Source organism: Bacillus toyonensis BCT-7112 (assembly GCF_000496285.1).
In the GTDB taxonomy this organism is placed as follows: domain Bacteria; phylum Bacillota; class Bacilli; order Bacillales; family Bacillaceae_G; genus Bacillus_A; species Bacillus_A toyonensis.
Genome location: NC_022781.1, coordinates 3,477,419 through 3,496,424, shown reverse-complemented (window position 1 = coordinate 3,496,424; position 19,006 = coordinate 3,477,419). Strand labels below are relative to the sequence as shown.

At 36.7% G+C, this 19,006-nt stretch carries 13 protein-coding genes; 4 read left to right on the top strand and 9 right to left on the bottom strand.

Annotation, left to right across the window (positions count from 1 at the left end; genetic code table 11):
* The first annotated feature begins 188 nt into the window (after positions 1-188).
* Positions 189-1,547 carry an O-antigen ligase family protein gene (locus BTOYO_RS17885; protein ID WP_000247544.1) on the top strand — a complete coding sequence of 453 codons (1,359 nt, stop codon included), beginning with the start codon at positions 189-191 and terminating at the stop codon, positions 1,545-1,547.
* Between the two features lie 115 nt (positions 1,548-1,662).
* On the opposite strand, the gene BTOYO_RS17880 is transcribed toward BTOYO_RS17885, so the two are convergent.
* Positions 1,663-3,132, bottom strand: a complete 1,470-nt coding sequence (locus tag BTOYO_RS17880; protein ID WP_000486661.1) for a SulP family inorganic anion transporter — start codon at positions 3,130-3,132, stop codon at positions 1,663-1,665.
* A gap of 187 nt (positions 3,133-3,319) precedes the next feature.
* Here BTOYO_RS17880 and BTOYO_RS17875 point away from each other — a divergent pair, with 187 nt between their 5' ends.
* The gene (locus tag BTOYO_RS17875) at positions 3,320-3,784 is read left to right on the top strand and encodes a hypothetical protein (protein ID WP_000955010.1); all 465 of its coding nucleotides are present in this window, start codon (positions 3,320-3,322) and stop codon (positions 3,782-3,784) included.
* 35 nt (positions 3,785-3,819) lie between these two features.
* Here the strand turns inward: BTOYO_RS17875 and BTOYO_RS17870 are convergent, their stop codons facing one another.
* The 4 genes from BTOYO_RS17870 to BTOYO_RS17855 form a co-directional block, all read right to left on the bottom strand.
* Positions 3,820-5,376, bottom strand: coding sequence for a fatty acid--CoA ligase (locus BTOYO_RS17870; RefSeq protein ID WP_000281986.1), 1,557 nt, complete (start codon positions 5,374-5,376; stop codon positions 3,820-3,822).
* Between the two features lie 383 nt (positions 5,377-5,759).
* On the bottom strand, positions 5,760-7,250 hold the full coding sequence (locus BTOYO_RS17865) for a coproporphyrinogen III oxidase (RefSeq protein WP_002007015.1): 1,491 nt from the start codon (positions 7,248-7,250) through the stop codon (positions 5,760-5,762).
* A 141-nt stretch (positions 7,251-7,391) separates the two neighbouring features.
* Positions 7,392-11,273, bottom strand: coding sequence for an MSCRAMM family protein (locus BTOYO_RS17860; protein ID WP_041488054.1), 3,882 nt, complete (start codon positions 11,271-11,273; stop codon positions 7,392-7,394).
* Positions 11,274-11,666: 393 nt separating this feature from the next.
* Entirely contained in the window at positions 11,667-12,539 is an 873-nt protein-coding gene (locus tag BTOYO_RS17855) for a Cof-type HAD-IIB family hydrolase (protein WP_000640435.1), read from the bottom strand.
* Positions 12,540-12,673: 134 nt separating this feature from the next.
* On the opposite strand from BTOYO_RS17855, the gene BTOYO_RS17850 reads away from it, so the two are divergent.
* Positions 12,674-13,291, top strand: coding sequence for a DNA-3-methyladenine glycosylase (locus BTOYO_RS17850; RefSeq protein ID WP_001148788.1), 618 nt, complete (start codon positions 12,674-12,676; stop codon positions 13,289-13,291).
* Positions 13,292-13,470: 179 nt separating this feature from the next.
* Here the strand turns inward: BTOYO_RS17850 and alsD are convergent, their stop codons facing one another.
* The 4 genes from alsD to BTOYO_RS17830 form a co-directional block, all read right to left on the bottom strand.
* Positions 13,471-14,229: an alpha-acetolactate decarboxylase gene (alsD, locus tag BTOYO_RS17845; protein WP_000215002.1), complete on the bottom strand. Its 759-nt coding sequence runs from the start codon at positions 14,227-14,229 to the stop codon at positions 13,471-13,473.
* A 16-nt stretch (positions 14,230-14,245) separates the two neighbouring features.
* Entirely contained in the window at positions 14,246-15,934 is a 1,689-nt protein-coding gene (gene alsS, locus BTOYO_RS17840) for an acetolactate synthase AlsS (protein WP_000103538.1), read from the bottom strand.
* Between the two features lie 251 nt (positions 15,935-16,185).
* Positions 16,186-16,539, bottom strand: coding sequence for a YlbF/YmcA family competence regulator (locus tag BTOYO_RS17835; RefSeq protein ID WP_000164615.1), 354 nt, complete (start codon positions 16,537-16,539; stop codon positions 16,186-16,188).
* A gap of 143 nt (positions 16,540-16,682) precedes the next feature.
* Positions 16,683-17,819: a DUF445 domain-containing protein gene (locus BTOYO_RS17830; RefSeq protein WP_023441161.1), complete on the bottom strand. Its 1,137-nt coding sequence runs from the start codon at positions 17,817-17,819 to the stop codon at positions 16,683-16,685.
* 134 nt (positions 17,820-17,953) lie between these two features.
* On the opposite strand from BTOYO_RS17830, the gene BTOYO_RS17825 reads away from it, so the two are divergent.
* On the top strand, positions 17,954-19,006 hold the full coding sequence (locus BTOYO_RS17825) for a YheC/YheD family endospore coat-associated protein (RefSeq protein WP_000242729.1): 1,053 nt from the start codon (positions 17,954-17,956) through the stop codon (positions 19,004-19,006).

Below are 19,006 nucleotides of genomic sequence, written 5' to 3'. Positions count from 1 at the left end.
AAATATTGAAATTCATTCGCCTTACTATAAAGTGAAGGCTTTTACGGTCCGCAGGGCTTCCACCTAACTTCTTTGCTCCAGCTGAATTTTGAGGTGGGAGTTTTACTGCGCGGTAAATAGCCGGATAAAAAGGTATTTATCCCCTCACTCGGGTGCTGAAATAAAAGAATGAAGAAATGGAGGAACATATGGTTAATAAGTTGAAACAGACGGATAACTACTTCCCACATTTCCTACTGCTATTCATTGTGTTTCAACCAATTTTAGATTTACTAACATCTTTTTCAATCTATGTATTACACATGAGCGCAACAGTCGGAATCGTAGTCCGTTTCGCCTTTATGCTTCTTGCATCAGGGTATCTACTTCTTCATCACAAACAACAAGGTGCGAAAAAATACATTCTCTACTTATGCTTACTTGGAACTGTACTCACAATCGGCCTTGTTAATAATTTAATGGTCAAATCTCCAGTTTCTTTCGGAGAAGAAGTGAAATTCATTTTAAAAAGTGTATATCCAATGGTACTACTGTTTGGGTATATTATTGCTCTTAAAGAGTTAAAAAATAACGAATATGCGTTTCATAAAATCATTATCTATTTCTTATATGCAACGTTAATTTTGAGTATCTCAATTATTGTGGCAATGTTGACTAGTACAGATTTCCCAAGTTATCCGAACTCAAAGATCGGTTCAAGGGGATGGTTCTTTGCTGGAAATGAGTTAAGTTCCATTTTCGCCATTACGTTCCCCATCGTTGTCTTGTACTCAATTCATAAAACAACTTCTTTCTCGAAAATCTATTACTGGATTCCAACTGTACTTGCGATGTATGCAAGCATTATGATTGGAACGAAAGTAGGCTATGGTGCCATTGTTATTACACTTGGTATCGCTCTTTTTTTCTTATTCATTGAATATATTATTCATCGTAAAAAAGAAGGAAAAGGATTCACATATCTTGTAAATACAATTGTTGTTGCTATCGTATTAGGAGGTATACTCATACTTACACCATATACTCCTATCGCCAAAAACATGAGCATCCATTTACAAATATATAAATATAAAAATCCAGTACAAGAAGGAGAGGTAACGAAAGAAGAACGTGAGCAGGGTGAACTAACAGACTCTGAAATGAAGAGTTTAATTTACAGTGATCGTGACAAGTTTTTAAACGTATACAAACAATACTATAAAGACGCACCACTATCTCAAAAACTATTTGGAATGGGCTACGCTGGTAACTATACAACTACACCTAAATTAGTCGAAATGGATTTCTACGACCTATTCTTTGCGTTCGGCATTGTTGGATTCCTTATGTATTTGCTGCCGCTTCTTTATTTCGGTATTAAAATATTCATTCGCATCATCACTAACTTCAAGAAACTATTAAATGTAAAACATATGCTACTAGCTAACACACTCGTCTTATCGCTCGGCATCGGCTTTATGTCTGGTCACGTATTAACAGCACCAGCCGTAAGTATTTTCTTCGTTGTTATACTTGCTTATATGATTGTTGACTTGGGAATTGAATAACAAAAAGAAGGTACTCTGAAAAGTCCGTTATACTGGATTTTCGAGCACCTTCTTTTTATTTCATTCGTATTTTACATACTCTAAATTTTCTTTTGCGATATTTTTATTATACCGTCTAAACACCTAAAAACTTCAATTTCTCTTTCTGTTCGTCGTTCGCCATTACTACAATTGTTTTTTTAATACTTGGATGTACTTGTTCAAGCGTTACACTCGCTCCAGCTTTATTTGACTGCTCAACAAAATTTAATAATGCCATCGCTCCTGACACATCCATATAGCGCACATCTTTCATACGTAAAACAATCGGTGACTTCACATCTTGTAAAGTAGTAAAAATACGATCTACTGATAAGAAAGAGAGCGGTCCTTGAATCGTATACGTTGCTTCTCTTTCTTTTACAATCGAAGTTTTACGTTCTTTACATTTCACAATGTATAGGATGAAGGAAAGAATAATCCCGAATGCAACAGCGATCATTAAATCAAACTTCACTGTAACGATCATCGTTACGAGCATAACAATAACATCACCTTTTGGCGCTACATGCATTTTCTTCATGCTTTCCCAATCGAACATTCCAATACCCGTTAAAATTAAAATACCTGATAATACAGCAAGTGGAATGTATTGTACGACTGAACCGAGTCCCATAATGAAAATAAACAATATAACACTATGCATACTTGCCGAAAGCGCCGTTTTACCGCCACTTCTTATATTAACGATAGATCGTACAGTCGCCCCTGCACCTGCTAATCCGCCGAACAATCCGCTCATCATATTACCGATACCTTGTCCGACAAGTTCTTTATTACTTTTATGACGTGTACCTGTCACATTATCCATTACGACTGACGTTAATAAAGAGTCAATCGAACCTAATAAAGCAATACTAAGCGCTGGTAAAATAAGTTCTGCTAATCCTGTTCCACTTAAAGATGGAATATGAAGCGTAGGCATCGCTTCTGGAATCGTTCCAATCTTTTCAATTACTTTATTTAGTGAAAGATTTCCGATAATCGGTACCTTCACTGTAAGCCCTTCTAACAATGAAGAAAATAAAGGCAACAACGCAGTCACACCGACTAACGCAACTAAACTAGATGGAATGGCCTTAATCCATTTTCCAGAAACAATCATTACAATGATCGTTAATACTACGAGCAGAAAACTATTTTGCACGTGTTTTATTTCACCTAAAATAATAATCAGTGCAATACCGTTCATAAATCCTGAAACGACAGGATACGGAATATATCGAACGTAAGAGCCTAGCTTACATACCCCGAATAAAATTTGAAAAAGTCCCGCCATCATAAATGCTATAAAACTCGCCTCTAACCCGTGCGTCGCAATAACTCCTGTCGCGATAACCGTAATCGGTCCAGTTGGCCCAGTAACCTGACCAGGTGTACCACCAAATAACGCTGCGAATAAACCTGCAAAAATGGCACCATACAATCCGACCAGTGCTCCTTCAGACGTTCCCGTTGCCGCAATACCAAACGCAATGGCAAGTGGCAACGCAACAATCGCAACCGTAAATCCTGCTAAACATTCCTTTGCAATTTTTTGAAACATAAAATAACCACCTTCATATAAAGTCCACGTTCCATTGTACACCTAAAAAGATTTATTCGTTAGCGTACTTTTTACAGTCTCGTGAAGTAAACGTATTCAATGAAAAGTTTCCCCCTTACCTTTGGAAACAATTGCAACTATGCTATAATGAACAAATTAAATCTTTTACTATATACTTGGAGGCACTATGCTAACTTTTGAAGAAAAATTATCGATCATTGAATCTTTCCCTGAATTAGAAAGAAAGAACGTATCATTAAAACGCGTAAACTTTCACTTTGAAGAAAGTCGTTTAGATAAAAAGAACGTTGTATATCATTTACACCCAAATGGAAACGGATTTGTATATGCAAGCGGTATTAAAGGTTACAAAACGGACGATAAAGGTATGATTAACATCCGTGAATTTTCAGCGGAAGAATTACGTTCAGTAATTGAGCAATCAATTGAACTATTATCACAAGAAGAAGTAGTAATCCCTGCAGAACCTGCGAAAGAAGAAGAATGGCATAACGAAGATGGTCATATTCTTACTCTTATATCAGAGGATGACATGTGGAACGTTTATGCTGGCGTAAACTTAGACGGTACATTCAACTCTTATCCAGAAGCAGCGGAATACCTTGATGAAGAAGGTTTTTCACGTAAATAATAAAAATGCCTTTCCAAATTGGAAAGGCATTTTTATTATTTTTTCGTACCTTTTAACGACTCTCTCAACACAAATTTCTGCAGTTTCCCACTCGCATTACGAGGAAGTTCATCCACAAATAAATAATGACGTGGGCGTTTATAATCTGCTAATTCATCACTTTCTTTACAATACTTTTCTAAATCAGCTTCTGTGATCGCTTCATCTTTCTTTACAATAACGGCTACAACACGTTCTCCCCATAATTCATCAGGTTCACCAAGCACTGCAACATCTAATATACCAGGGTGACTATGGAGGTAATCTTCAATTTCACGAGGATAAATATTTACACCACCGCTAATTACCATATCATCCACGCGATCTGCAACGAATAAATAGCCGTCTTTATCAAAGTAACCTAAGTCACCTGAATGATACCATCCTTTATACAGCGATTTTGTGTTTGCTTCTTCACGATTATGATAGCCAGCCATCATAGTCGGACCGCGCAAAATAATTTCTCCCACTTCATAAGGAGGTAATACATCATCTGGCTCTGCAGGTGCATCTTCGTTCGGCTTTACAATACGAATTTCATGGCTAAAACATGGCGTCCCTGCTGAACCAGCTTTCGTAATTTGATCCTCTTCCACGAGAAACGCAACAACTGGCCCCATTTCTGTCATTCCGTATATTTGGACGAGATCAATATAAAGACGTTCTTTACATTCCTTCACTAAAGCCGGTGCCATTGCTGCTCCGCCATATATACCAATTTTCATCGAAGTTAAATCATATTGGGATAAATCTTTTTGCAGCAACATATTCCACATCGTCGGTGCTGCAAAGAACGTTGTAATCTTCTCTTCTTGAATCGTATGTAATACTGTTTCAGTATCAAAGTGATGCAAAATAACATTCTTTCCGCCAACTTGAATGCGCGGTATAATCCCAGCATTCAACTCACCACAATGATATAAAGGTGCTACTACAAGCCCGACACTATCCCTGTTATATTTTAAGAAATACGTACAAATCATACTATGCTCAGTCATTTCACGATGACGATGCAATACGCCTTTCGGATGCCCTGTCGTACCGCTCGTATAAAGCATAGAGCAATAATCCATTTCATCAATTTCGATATCTACTTTCTCAGAAGATGCTGCATTTACTTTTTCATGGTAGGAGCTTGCATAGGAAGGTTTATCGTCTTCTACATACCAAAAGGATGTATTTGGAAAATCCCTTTCAATCATAGCAACAGTTGACTCAACTGCTTTTTCAAAGACAACTACTTTCGAGGATGCGTCCTGAAGAATATAAGATACTTCTTTCGCTTTTAAGCGGAAATTAATTGGATTAAAGATTGCACCAATTTTTGCACAAGCTAAGTAAACGTTTACAAATTCACGACAGTTATATAAGTAAACAGATACACAATCTCCCTTTCTTACTCCCTCTTCTAATAGAGCGTGCGCCGTTTTATTTATTTGTTCATCCCACTGTTTATACGTCCAGCGAATATTTTTTTCTGGTTCCACTAACGCCTCTTTATTCGGATACTTACCAACAGATAAATCAAAAATTCTCCCTATCGTCATGTACATGCCAACAATTTCCCCCTTTTCTCTTTCATAAATCTATCATTTCGTCTATAAGTAGACATTGTCCTCTATAAAATTGACTAATTTTTCTGATTATTATCGACATAGTTTTACAAATGAAGGTATGTTTTGATTCACTTCTCAGTAAATAAAATTATATCGGCGGTTTTTTGAATATATCGACCGCAACTTGAAATATATCAGCGATTTTTAAAATATATCGACCGCAACTCAATATATATCAGCGATTTTTCGAATATATCGACTTACCGACAAAAACTGACAAAATAAAACGAAACTTTAATCGGGTTTTTACAGGCAGCCTTCCCCCCGCAAATAGCCGGATAAAAAAGAGACTGTTCCAAATCGGAACAGTCCTCTTATGCTTACACAAACAGCTCTTCTAAAATTTTCAGTTTATCTTCTGTATATTTTACAAAGCCATCGTTATATGATTTTGGATCTTTCGGATTCGCGAAATGCGTAATTGCGCCCGTCTTCGGATGAACAAACTTACTTGAAGCACCGCAGCCAAGCCCGATAATCGATTGTACTTCTTCCATTATGACAATGTTGTAAATACTTTCTTGCGTAGGCATTGCATAACCAACGTTCTCTAAGTTACCTAAAATATTCTTTTGACGATATAGGTAATATGGTACGTAATTATGCTTTTGCGTCCACTCTTCTGCTTCGTGCATCATCGCTGTAATTTCTTCACGACCTGCTACTTTATATTTACGTTTGTTTTGTGTCATTTCAGAAGCACGTTTAAATGATAACGTATGAACTGTTAATGATTCTGGCATTAACTTTTCTGTTTCATCTAACGTATGCTTGAAGATATCTAACCCTTCACCAGGAAGACCAATAATTAAGTCCATATTAATATTGTTCATTCCCATTTCACGAGCTAAATGATACTTCTCAATTGTTTCTTCTACAGTATGATGACGGCCAATTGCTTTTAGTGTTTCTTGATGGTATGACTGCGGATTAATACTAATGCGGTCAATATTCCATTTATTTAACACTTCTAGTTTCGCTGGCGTGATTGTATCTGGACGACCTGCCTCAACAGTTACTTCACGCACATTTTTCACATCTGGGAATGCTTCATACATTTCTTCATACAGCATATCCATCTCTTCTGCTGTAATACTTGTTGGTGTACCGCCGCCGTAATAAATTGTCGTAACTGTCACACCTTTTTCTTTTAAAAACTTACCAATTTCACGAACTTCATAATGTAGACCACCTAAGAACGAATCAACAGATCCTTGGCGTCCGTTAATTGCGTAAGCTGGGAATGTACAGTATGCACATTTCGTCGGACAGAATGGAATACCGATATAAATACTTACTTCCTCTTTCAAACGGTATAAATCCGGAACAACTGCTAATTGACAATCAACAATACGCTGAAGAAGTTCAATTTTCTCTTCATGAATTAAATAGCTTTCACGAAGTTCTTGATGTGCTTCTTCTTTTGACATACCACTTTGAAGCATTTTATGAAGAAGTTTCGTCGGACGTACTCCCGTTAAAATACCCCAGCTTTGTTCAAGACCTGTTAACTGCTGAAGAACAGAAAGATATACATAAGAAACAACATGTTTCACTTGCTTCATACGCTCTTTTTCATCTGTAAAAGCAGATAAATCTTTCGCGAATGTTTCTTCATACACATTTCCAGTAGCAACATCTGTTAAGCGAGCTGATGCTTTCACATTCTCTTCAATGTGTATATCAACGATAAGATTTGCTTCCTCTTGTTCAAATCCAATCGTACTATCTTCAAAAAATAAGCCGCCAATATTTTGTAGCGGACGTAAAAAACGATCATCTTGTAACGTTTTAATTGAAATTAACAACATTATCACCTTTTCATTTGCAAACTCTCTTTAGTTTACTTGAAGGGCGTTTGCAGGTCAATACAGAAGGTTTTATCTTATTCCTTCTATTAATAACTTAAAGGCATAAGAGATAACATTTCTCTTATGCCTTTTATACATCTATTAACTATTTTTAGTCATAAATCTTAAACGTATTCCTAATAACACAAGAACAAAACCAACGAATGGGAGATAGTTCATATCATGTCCTGTGGCTGGAAGTTGTTGATTATTAGAAGAACCTTCCCCTTTTTCGGGTAAGTTAGGCTTCTCTGTTCCTTCACCTGGTGTCTCTGTTCCTCCACCTGGTGTTTCTGTTCCTCCACCTGGTGTTTCCGTTCCTTCACCTGGTGTTTCTGTTCCTCCACCTGGTGTTTCCGTTCCTTCACCTGGTGTTTCTGTTCCTCCACCTGGTGTCTCTGTTCCTCCACCTGGTGTTTCTGTTCCTCCACCTGGTGTTTCTGTTCCTCCACCTGGTGTTTCTGTTCCTCCACCTGGCTCTTTTTGATTTGTAATTTGAAGTTTTATAACTTCAATTTTTTGATTAGAAATCGTAAACTTAATTTCCTTATTAGATAAAGTGTATCCTTCTGGAGCCTGTACTTCTTTTAAAATGTAATCTCCTGGTTCAAGTTTCTTGGAAGTTGCTTTACCATTTTTATCTGTTGTTAATTTGTCTATTTTCGTTCCGTCTTTCAAAATTTCAAAAACTGCGCCTGCTAATATTTTATTTGTATCATTCGCATCTACCTTTGTAATTTCTACTTGACCTGTTATTTTTTCTTTCACTTTTTCATTCAATACTTCTTGTTTTACTAATTCATTTGCTACGATGTTTACTTCTACTGTCACTTCCAGCGCCTTATAACCTTCTGGCGCTTTCGTTTCCTCTAACGTGTATTTTCCTGGCACTACGTTTTCGAATTTCACAACACCATCTTTATCTGTTGTTTTCATTTCTCCAACTACTTGACCACTTTCGTTTTTCAGTATAAATTCTGCGCCTGCTAGAACTTTTCCACTCTCTGCATCCTTTTTGATTACTTGTAAGCTTCCTAGTTCTTTCGCATTTTCTACTTGTACTTGTACTACTTTGTTTGCTTCTACAACGACTTCAATTTCTTCTTTTAACAACTTATATCCTTGTGGTGCTTTCGTCTCTTTTAATGTGTACTTCCCTGGTTCTACTTTCTGAGAGATTACTTTACCTGTTTTATCTGTTCGTAATGTCTCTACTTTTTTACCATCTTTATACACTTCGAATTCTGCGTCTGATAATACTTTCGCTTTATCATTCGCATCTACTTTTACGATTTCGAATTGACCAAGGCTCTTACTATTGGTTACTTTTACATCAATAACTTTTTCACCGTCAACTGTTACATGAATTACTTGTTTTGTTAACTCATAACCTTCTGGCGCTTTTGTTTCTTCTAACGTATATTCCCCCGGCACTAGTCCGTCTACTTTTACAGTTCCGGACTCATCTGTTGTAATTCCTTCTTTTACAACATTTCCTTTCGCATCTTTCAATGTAAATTGTGCGCCTGCTAAACGTTTCGTTTGATCTTTATCATCCATTTTAATAATTTGTAGAGAACCTAAGATTTTTTCGTTTTCTGCCTCTATTTTTACTACTTCTTTCTCGTTTTGAATTGTTACTTTCCATTCTTTATTAGAAAGTTTATAGCCCGTTGGTGCTTTCGTCTCTTTCACTGTGTATTCACCTAATGGTAATTTCGGTGACATCACTTTTCCACTCTCATCTGTTTTCAGTTCCGCTACCTTTTCACCATCTTTATACACTTCGAATTCTGCACCTGATAATACTTTCGTTTTATCATTCGCATCTACTTTCACAATTTCGAATTGACCTGTTACTTTTTCATTCGTAACTTCTTGTTTTACTACTTCATTTGCTACGATGTTGACTTCTACTGTCACTTCCAGCGCTTTATAACTTTCTGGCGCTTTCGTTTCTTCTAACGTGTATTTTCCTGGCACTACGTTTTCGAACTTCACTACGCCATCTTTATCTGTTGTTTTCGTTTCTCCAACTACTTGACCACTTTCGTTTTTCAGTATAAATTCTGCGCCTGCTAGAACTTTTCCACTCTCTGCATCCTTTTTGATTATTTGTAAGCTTCCCAGTTCTTTCGCGTTTTCCACTTGTACTTGTACTACTTTATTTGCTTCCACAACGACTTCAATTTCTTCTTTTAACAACTTATATCCTTGTGGTGCTTTCGTTTCTTTTAATGTGTACTTCCCTGGTTCTAATTTCTGAGAAATCACTTTACCTGTTTTATCTGTTCGTAACGTATCTACTTTCTTGCCATCTTTATACACTTCAAATTCTGCGCCTGATAATAGTTTCTCTTTATCATTTGCATCTACTTTCACGATTTCGAATTGACCTGTTACTTTTTCAGGGATTTTTTTATTCAACACATCTACAGTAATTACTTTATTAGCCTCTACATTTACAGGAACTGAACTAGATGATAGTTCATATCCTTTCGGGGCTTCTACCTCTTTTAATGTATATGTTCCAACTGGAAGTTGTTTTGATAAAGCTTCACCTTTACTGTCTGTAATAATTGTTTCGACAACTTTCCCATCTTTATCGATAACATCAAATTTTGCACCTGGTAGAAGTTGACCAGATTCATTATCTTTTTTCAACAATTTAAATTGGCCATTTTCAACTTTTTTCGTATTCTTCATAACAAGTTCAATTACGTTTGTACTATCAATTGTTACTTTTACTGGTGTATCAACTTTTATATATCCTTCTGGTGCACTAATTTCTTTTACAAAATAATCACCAAGTGGTAAATCTTTTACTTCCGCAATACCCTTTTCGTTTGTTGTAACAGTAGCCACAACAGTATTATCTTTGTCTATAACATCAAATTTTGCGTCTTTTAAAACAATGTTTTCATCGTTTTCATCAACTTTTTTAATTTGTAAATTTCCTTTTTCAGCTGCTAGCTTATTCCACTTTGGCCAGTTAAATTTAAAGTTATGAACCTCAAAACCATCTCTTTGGTGTAATCCTCCAACATAGGCTTGTCCATTAATAGAACCACCTTTTGTTTTTACAACTGCGTTAGGTGCAAACACACTACCTACTACACCATAACCTTTAGTTGTTATCTTTGTAGCATTAGGAAATACCCAAATTACCTTACTAGCTAACTCAGTAAAAGATGAATTAGGGTCGTATGCTTGAGATGTATTAATTAAGTCTGTTGCCATCCCAGTATTTCTTGTATCATACAAAATTGCACCGCCACCAAAACTCACTTCTTCTGCATCTGAATAAATAACAATGAAGTCTTTATTCTCTACATTTGGAAGATAAACGTCTTTTACATCAAATGTTTTCTTTCCCGTTTGGCCTGAAGAGACATAAATATTAGGGTTGTTTACATCTTCACCGATTCCAAAGCTCATATTAAGTGTTGGCTTATCAGTGTGTAATTGGCCCGCATCCCCGATTACACCATCAACGTCTTTTCTAAATTCTTTAAACTTAGCATCAATCTCCGCTTGCTCTTTATAAGAGATACGGTCATATGACGTTTTCATTGCGCCATCTGGGTCACCGTCTTTTGTCATCGCCACTGTTCCATCTTGAATAATTACTTGTCCTGCTCCCGCTTTCGTAAATTGACCGCCTAGTAATAATGATGGATATCCTTCATCTACCCAAGTTGCTCCAGCTAAGTTATTTGCTCCAGTTGCAGCCGCTACGACTGTATAACTTGATGCGTTCATATTTTTCTGAACAGCCATCGCACCTTCAATATCCGCACTCGTTGCACTATGATCTCCAAAAATGATGGCGTTGTAATAAGATACATCACCTAAACCTTTTAATTCTGTTGTAGCTGCCTCTGCTTTAAATGGTAAATGGATTAAAAAATTCATACATATTAGTAATACAACTATTAAACTACTACTTAACTTTTTAATTTTTTGATTAAATGATTTCCTCAAGAAATTCATTCCCCCTTTTAAACTTCCTAAAATCATAAAAAGAAACACATTTCATATGTGCCAGATCTTACTCACATTAACTTAAAATAATCCATTTAAATAAAACAAAGAAACGCTACAACTAATTAATAAAATTACTACAATTCATTTTTGAAATAATACGTGAACTACACTATCATGCGGAAATGTTTTACATACGGGAGCCCAATAAAATTTATCTGAAGAATATTTCATGTGGTGTAACTATTTTGGGAACATCATCCACTTTATATTAGTTTTCTAAAGGATTCAAGTGAATTGTATAGATTTCATACACAATTCACAACCTAAAACGCTTTCATTCCTTTTAGTAAGTTCAACAAAAAAACGTAGCCACAAAGCTACGTTTTTCTTTCATCGTTTCGGTGTATTTTTATGGTTTTTCAAAAACGGAAGTGGGAATTGCTTACGGAAATGCTCTTTAATCATATACTCTACACCGTTCTCACTATTTGAACGTGTAATCCAATCTGCCGCTTGCTTTAACTCTACAGGCGAATTCCCCATCGCTACCCCAAGTCCAACGTTTTCAATGACCTCTAAATCTTCCATGCTATCCCCAATCGCAACCATTTCATTTAGCGAAATATTTAAATGCTCTCCAAGCAACTGTAATCCGCGTAACTTTGATACATTTTGCGGCAAAATTTCTATTCGTTTTGCGTCACATTCAACATACTCTATATCTTGGAATGCTTTTCTTAGCGTAGTTAGCCCTCTTTCCTTTTCACCTTTACTATGGAAAACAACATCAATTTTTGGTGCCGCTACCGGATGATCACGAAGCGCATCGCCTAACGAATCTACAAATTGAACTGGATAAAATAACGGATCTGCGCTTGATAATACAGTACGCGCAATTAAGTTTGGTGTATTTCTCTCCCGGTTTCCGATTGAAAACCGCTCATGAGAAATGCGTACATTACAATCAAAGTGCTCTAACACTTGCACAATGTTAAAAGTCTTCTCTTCAGATAATCTTCTTTGAACGTAAGGCTTATCTAACGTTGCTGAAACGAAAGCACCACCATGTGTCACTAATATAGAATCTAATTTTAACGCCTTTGCTACTTTATGAGCGGATTGAAAATTACGACTCGTAAATAATGTAACGTATACATCTTTTCTTTTCACAAATTCAATTGTTTCTCGTAATCCTTTTGCGATTTTTCCGTTATTGTATAGTAGTGTCCCATCTATATTAAGAGCTAGTAAGCGATAAATCATGTCGCACTCCCCCTCTTCGCTGTTGTACTCTATCCATAATTTATGAAATAAATGTAGCAAATAGAACGAGTTAGAATTACTACTGAAAATTTGGTTTACTATATACATATACACTCAGTAAAGGAGATAGTACAATGCAGGCACCACCTTCTTTTTACGAAGGCGACACGTTAGAAGTCGCAAAGAAATTACTCGGCCAAAAACTCGTTCATATTGTAGACGGAATAAAACGAAGCGGCATCATTGTGGAAGTAGAAGCATATAAAGGCCCAGATGATAAGGCCGCACATAGTTATGGCGGCAGACGAACGGATCGTACAGAGGTCATGTTTGGCGCACCGGGGCATGCTTACGTATATTTAATTTACGGTATGTATCATTGTTTTAACGTCATTACAGCGCCAGTTGGCACCCCGCAAGGCGTTCTCATTCGAGCGCTTGAACCTGTAGATGGGATTGAAGAAATAAAACTAGCGCGCTACAACAAAACAGACATTACGAAAGCACAGTACAAAAATTTAACAAACGGTCCTGGCAAACTATGCCGTGCACTCGGAATTACTTTAGAAGAACGCGGCGTATCATTACAAAGTGATACGTTACATATTGAACTCGTTCCAGAAGAAGAACATATGTCATCACAATATAAAATAACAGCAGGACCTCGTATTAATATCGACTATGCAGAAGAAGCTGTGCATTATCCGTGGCGGTTTTATTATGAGGGGCATCGGTTTGTTTCAAAGAAATAAGCGATATCAACGATTTTTCAAATATATCTATCGTAACTTACAATATATCAACGATTTTTCGAATATATCTATCGTAACTTACAATATATCAACGGTTCGACAAGAAATATCGATTTATCGACAAATAATAACATTACGAATAAAAGAAGACTGTTCCAAAATGGAACAGTCTTTCCCTCTTACTCTGCACCTTCCGCAGTCGCAATATCATTTTCTAAGTTTTCTCTTGATAATTCAGCCGCCATAAAGTCAGCTGTTTCTGGAAGTGCTAAATGCATATGAGCTTTTTGACAAATTTGGATCGTACAGTTTTCTATAACATAGTCGAAAACATGTCCGCCCCCGCGAATTTCACCATCAATGTAATGTAAGTGGAACCCAGCTACACCAATGCCTTGCGCGTAATCTGGTGTCCAAAATCCAGCTAGTGTACCTTCTGTATTTTTAAACGAAAAGATTGGTTGTGATTTCGTCACTTCAACGAGCGGTGTATACGGTTTTTCTTGTCTTGGAACAGTTCTCGTCCTTACTTCACGGAACGTACCGTCCATTCGAATAGCGTAGAATAAGTTTTTACTCGGCATTAATTCATGTAATAACGCTTCAACTTCTTCACGATTCATCGGACGCTCTACCGTATAACTCATTTCTTTTTCAAAAAACGTTACAGTCGCAAATGGCGTTGTTTCTTCTGGCTCTACTTTTTCCGCTGAACCGTCTGAACGTAAATGATAAAATTCATTATCAAATGCAATCATTTCACCATCTAATTGATCAAATGTGCCGATGCCAAAATCACCATGTTCTTTTAGTTCCTCAAAGCTAATCACACCATCATATATACCATCTAATAGCGCAAGCATTGTAGATGTTTGATATACTTCATTACTCATTTTTGTTTTTTTTGCATCAATATCAATGAATTGCGCAACAGTCATCTCAACCATGCCTCCATTAGTTTAATTGGTTTGGTAATAGTTTTTCACTTAGTTTAATGTTGTCACGGTAGTCAATTGGAATATCAATAATGACAGGACCTTCTGCTTCTAATGCTTCTCTCAATACACCTTCTAATTCGTCTGGTGTATTGACACGAAGACCTATGGCTCCGAAACTTTCTGCATATTTCACAAGATCAACATCGCCAAACTCTGTAGCTGATGTTCTACCGTATTTCATCATTTGTTGGAACGCAACCATATCATATGTACCGTCTCTCCAAACGAGATGTACAACCGGTGCATTTAAACGTACCGCTGTTTCTAACTCCATCGAAGAGAATAAGAAACCACCATCACCTGACACGGAAACAACTTTTTTTCCCGGTTCAACTAAAGTAGCGGCAATTGCCCAAGGTAGTGCAACACCTAACGTTTGCATACCGTTACTAAATAATAGTCTACGTGGTTCATAAGAACGGAAACATCTCGCCATCCAAATAGAATGGGAACCGATGTCACACGTAACAGTTGTATCGTCACTAATTAAAGAACGAAGTGTGCGAATGACTTGAAGCGGATGCGTAACACCTTCAGAAGCGCGGTTTGGAACTTCTGCTTGCTCTGATAACTTCGCGCGTAATCGTTCTAACACTGCTTCTGATTCCGTGCTTAATACAAGTTTCGGTAATTTTTCTGCAATGCTATTTACAGTTAAAGCGATATCGCCAATTAATTCACGCTCTGGTTGGTAATCATGATCGATATCTGCTTGATGGTCATCAAGATGAATGATCGTTCTGTCCCCAAGTTTATTCCAAAATTTCGGATCGTACTCAATTGGATCATAACCGATAGAAATAACGAGATCCGCTTCTTCTAGTAAAATATCACCTGGTTGATTACGGAATAATCCAACGCGGCCGAAGAAATGATCTTCTAACTCACGTGAAATTGCACCAGCTGCTTGATACGTTTCAACGACAGGAAGTTCTGTATCAGCAATTAATTCACGAACAGCTTTCGTCACTTCATTTGTGCTCGCTCTCATACCGAGTAAAATAACTGGTAATTTCGCTGATTTTATTTTTTCTACCACATATGTAATATCATATGTGGGAGCGATTCCAAGCTGTGGCTTAGAAAGCGCACCGATAGACTCTACAGTCGTTTCCGCAGTCATAACATCTTGCGGAAGACTTACTAAAGTTGCTCCCGGATTTGTGGAGGTAGCACTTCGAAATGCATTTGATAGTGCTTCTGGTACGTTATCCGGATGCTCTACTTCTACGCTATATTTTGTGATTGGTTCGAATAGTGCAGCATTATCCATAGATTGATGGGTACGTTTTAATCGATCCGTACGTGGAACTGCACCAGCTAAAGCAACAACGGGATCACTCTCCGCATTCGCAGTAACAAGACCTGTCGCTAAATTTGATGTCCCTGGTCCTGAAGTCACAAGACACACACCCGGTTTCCCTGTTAATCTACCAATAGCAGCTGCCATAAATGCTGCGTTTTGTTCATGACGACAAACGATTAACTCTGGTCCTCTTTCTTGCAATACATCAAATACAGAGTCAATCTTCGCTCCTGGAATACCGAAAACATGTGTAACACCTTGTTTAATTAAACAATCAACAACAAGATCTGCTCCTTTTGTTTTTGTCTTCACGTCGTTTGCTTTTACACCTGTACTCATCAAACTAATCATCCCTTTATTTCATAATGTGTGTAATAAAGATTTTAATTTCACCTAGTTAATTAATATGGTGAAGTATCATGTATCATTATATTACAAATGCATTATTTTTCCAACAATATGAATTTGACAGTATTTTGACAACCCTTAAAGAATACGCTTACAATTAATTTGTTTTTTAAAATAACATTTACTTTTAAACTTAATTCCCTAAACAAAAAAGACGCCCCATAAAGGAGCGTCTTCCACTATTACGCTTGTTGCGCGCTATATAATTCTTCAAGTGGCTTCATGATAATTTTGTTAACGTCACCGATTACAACGTTTAGGCGTTGCTCAGTTTCCATTAATTTTGTGATTTTAGCATCTTGTTGAATGCGAGCTACAACTTCTTGTGCTTGTTGGTTGTCTTCTTCAGTGATTTCTTGGCCTTGCATCATTTTTTGTTGTAGGCTAAGTTGCATCGTACGGAACTCTTCAAATAAGTTCTTTGAAGCTGCATCTCCTTGTACTGCCGCATAGCTCTCTTTTAAAGTTTTGAAGTCTTCGTTTTCAGCGATTGCTTTTTGTAATTCATATGCTACATCATGAATGTTTTTTGTCATTTTATTTTTCCTCCTTTAGAAGGCTAGCGCTTTTCGCTCACACTGCCTTTTAAGTGCATTTACATACGCACCTCTTCTTACCATATCAAACTATGCAAGAGATGTGAAGAAATTTCACTCTTATTTCTATGTACTTATCTTTACTACCTAAGGAACAACAGTAACAACCCTTGCACGAGTCCAATCATTCCGCCTAATAAGGCACCTAAATACGTAATCATTTTCAGCTCATTTTTTGTAATGGACAGAACTAAATCTTCTAGTCTCTCTGTTGAAAATGTAGACACTTCTTGCTGGACAATTTCCGCAAGATGTAGATTATTTAGTATGGTCTCTACATTTTCTGTCCCCCACTTCAAGCCTTTCGTTACTGCGCTTGGAACCACTTTTTCAATGATTGTTTCTCGAACTGGCGCACACACTTGCTGTACAGATTGGTTTAAAAACTTACTCACTGTTTCCTCAACTTTAACTGCAGACAATATGGAGCTTACAATCATTTCTTTTTCTACAAACGTTTCTAATTCTTTTACATCTCTTCCCTTTAACTTTTCCCACTCTTTTTGCAGTACATTAGTTAAAAGCTTTTCCGTACCATCTTGACCTAAAAATTTAATTACCTCTGGCTGCACACGATCCACTACACTTACATTCCCTAGAAACATCCCGACTAAGTTAAGTAATGTTCCACGAGAAGCAAAGAAATCATCAATCATTTTTGAAAGGCGCGCTTTCCCTTCTTCACTTTCAAAAAATTCAATTCCTCGCTCTAAAATAAAAGCCGAGACATTTGGAATTGCATTCTCTATTTTTTCATGTACAGAATGAGGTAAAGCTTGTTCCCATGTATATGTATAGTACTCCGCTAAAAATTCCTGAACTTTTTTTGTAATCACATGCTCGATTTTCCCGGTCGCCTCTTCTTCTACATGTGCTACATTCCATTTTTCTAACATATGTCGCAGTGATTGTTCATTCGTAATGACTTTATCCACTTCCACTTGCACCCAGTGAATTAAACTTTTTTGAAACTCTTCATTTGTTAGCTTTTTTCCGATTCCTTCTGGCGTTAACAAATGCTCGACTACCATTTTCCCTAATTGAACAGCAAGCTCATCACGTCGCTTCGGAATTAATCCAGGTGTAAATGGCAATTGAAACTTTCCAATATAAATAGGACGATGGGGACGAAATAACATTTTTATCGCTAAGTGGTTCGTATATCCTCCAATAATCGCTCCGAGCCCTGTCGTCGTTAACATATTCAACCATATATTCATTACAATCAACCTTTCGCTTCTCCAAAACTATAGCATATCATCATACGGACAAAAGTATAATGGTATAAAAATGTATTTGCAATATATAGCTTCGCCTATTATGCCAACACTTTGTTAGTAAAGGAGTGATTTCGTTGGTTCTCGGTATTTTAACTTCCCGGCCTCATTATGAGCAAACGTATTACACCGAAATCGCCAAACGCGCTCGGCTTTATCATAATGTCGTTGCCCAGTTTACACCATTTTGTATTGATCCTAAAACAGACCTTGTTTCTGGTCTTATTTATGATACAGATACAGGAAAATGGAAAGAGCAAACATTCCCTATTCCTTCTTATATATACGATCGTTCTTCTTTTAACGAGGATACAGACTTTGAAAAAGCTAAATCAATTATTCATTCATTACACAACCGTCCTTCCACTACCTTTTTAAATAACACACTTATTGACTTAAGCGAACTACATGATTTATTTCTTACTAATAAAAAATTATTTCCTTATATACCAAAATTTGAAATAGCAACGATACACAACATTTTCAAACTTTTATTAAAAACAAAAGATATTATTATACGTCCTACTCATACACATTCCAATGAAAGTCTGTACCGGATCGCTTATAAAAATAAAACGTTTCATATCGATACAATACATGACGCATATCATACTTCTACTCCAATCAAACGGACAGATGAGTTTATATCTTGGTACAAATCTAACATACAATCAACACGTTATATCGCCCATACGATGCTACAACCACCGAACCAACTAACGTATCCACTCCACATTCGAACCATTTTGCAAAAAAATAAAGAACAAAAATGGAACGTTATCGGTCAATTTATACAAAAAAGCTCATTTCCGAATCAATTTTTACTTTCCGTAACGGATGATTCCTCGCTGCATTCATTATCAAAAATTAAATATGTACTATCTAATACCGGTGTGCAACTATTACAAGACGCTTTACACGACATTATAAATGAAGTGTTTCAAACATTAGATCAATCTTATTCTTCTTTATTCGAACTAGAACTTTCCACAATTATGGATCAAAAAGGGGCGATTTGGCTTATGTATGTCAACACGATTCCCCCTTACGAACGTTACATTCATCATAATGATTCGTTAGCTGAAAAGATCTTTCACGGACCACTAAAATTTAGCCGCTTTACACCATAA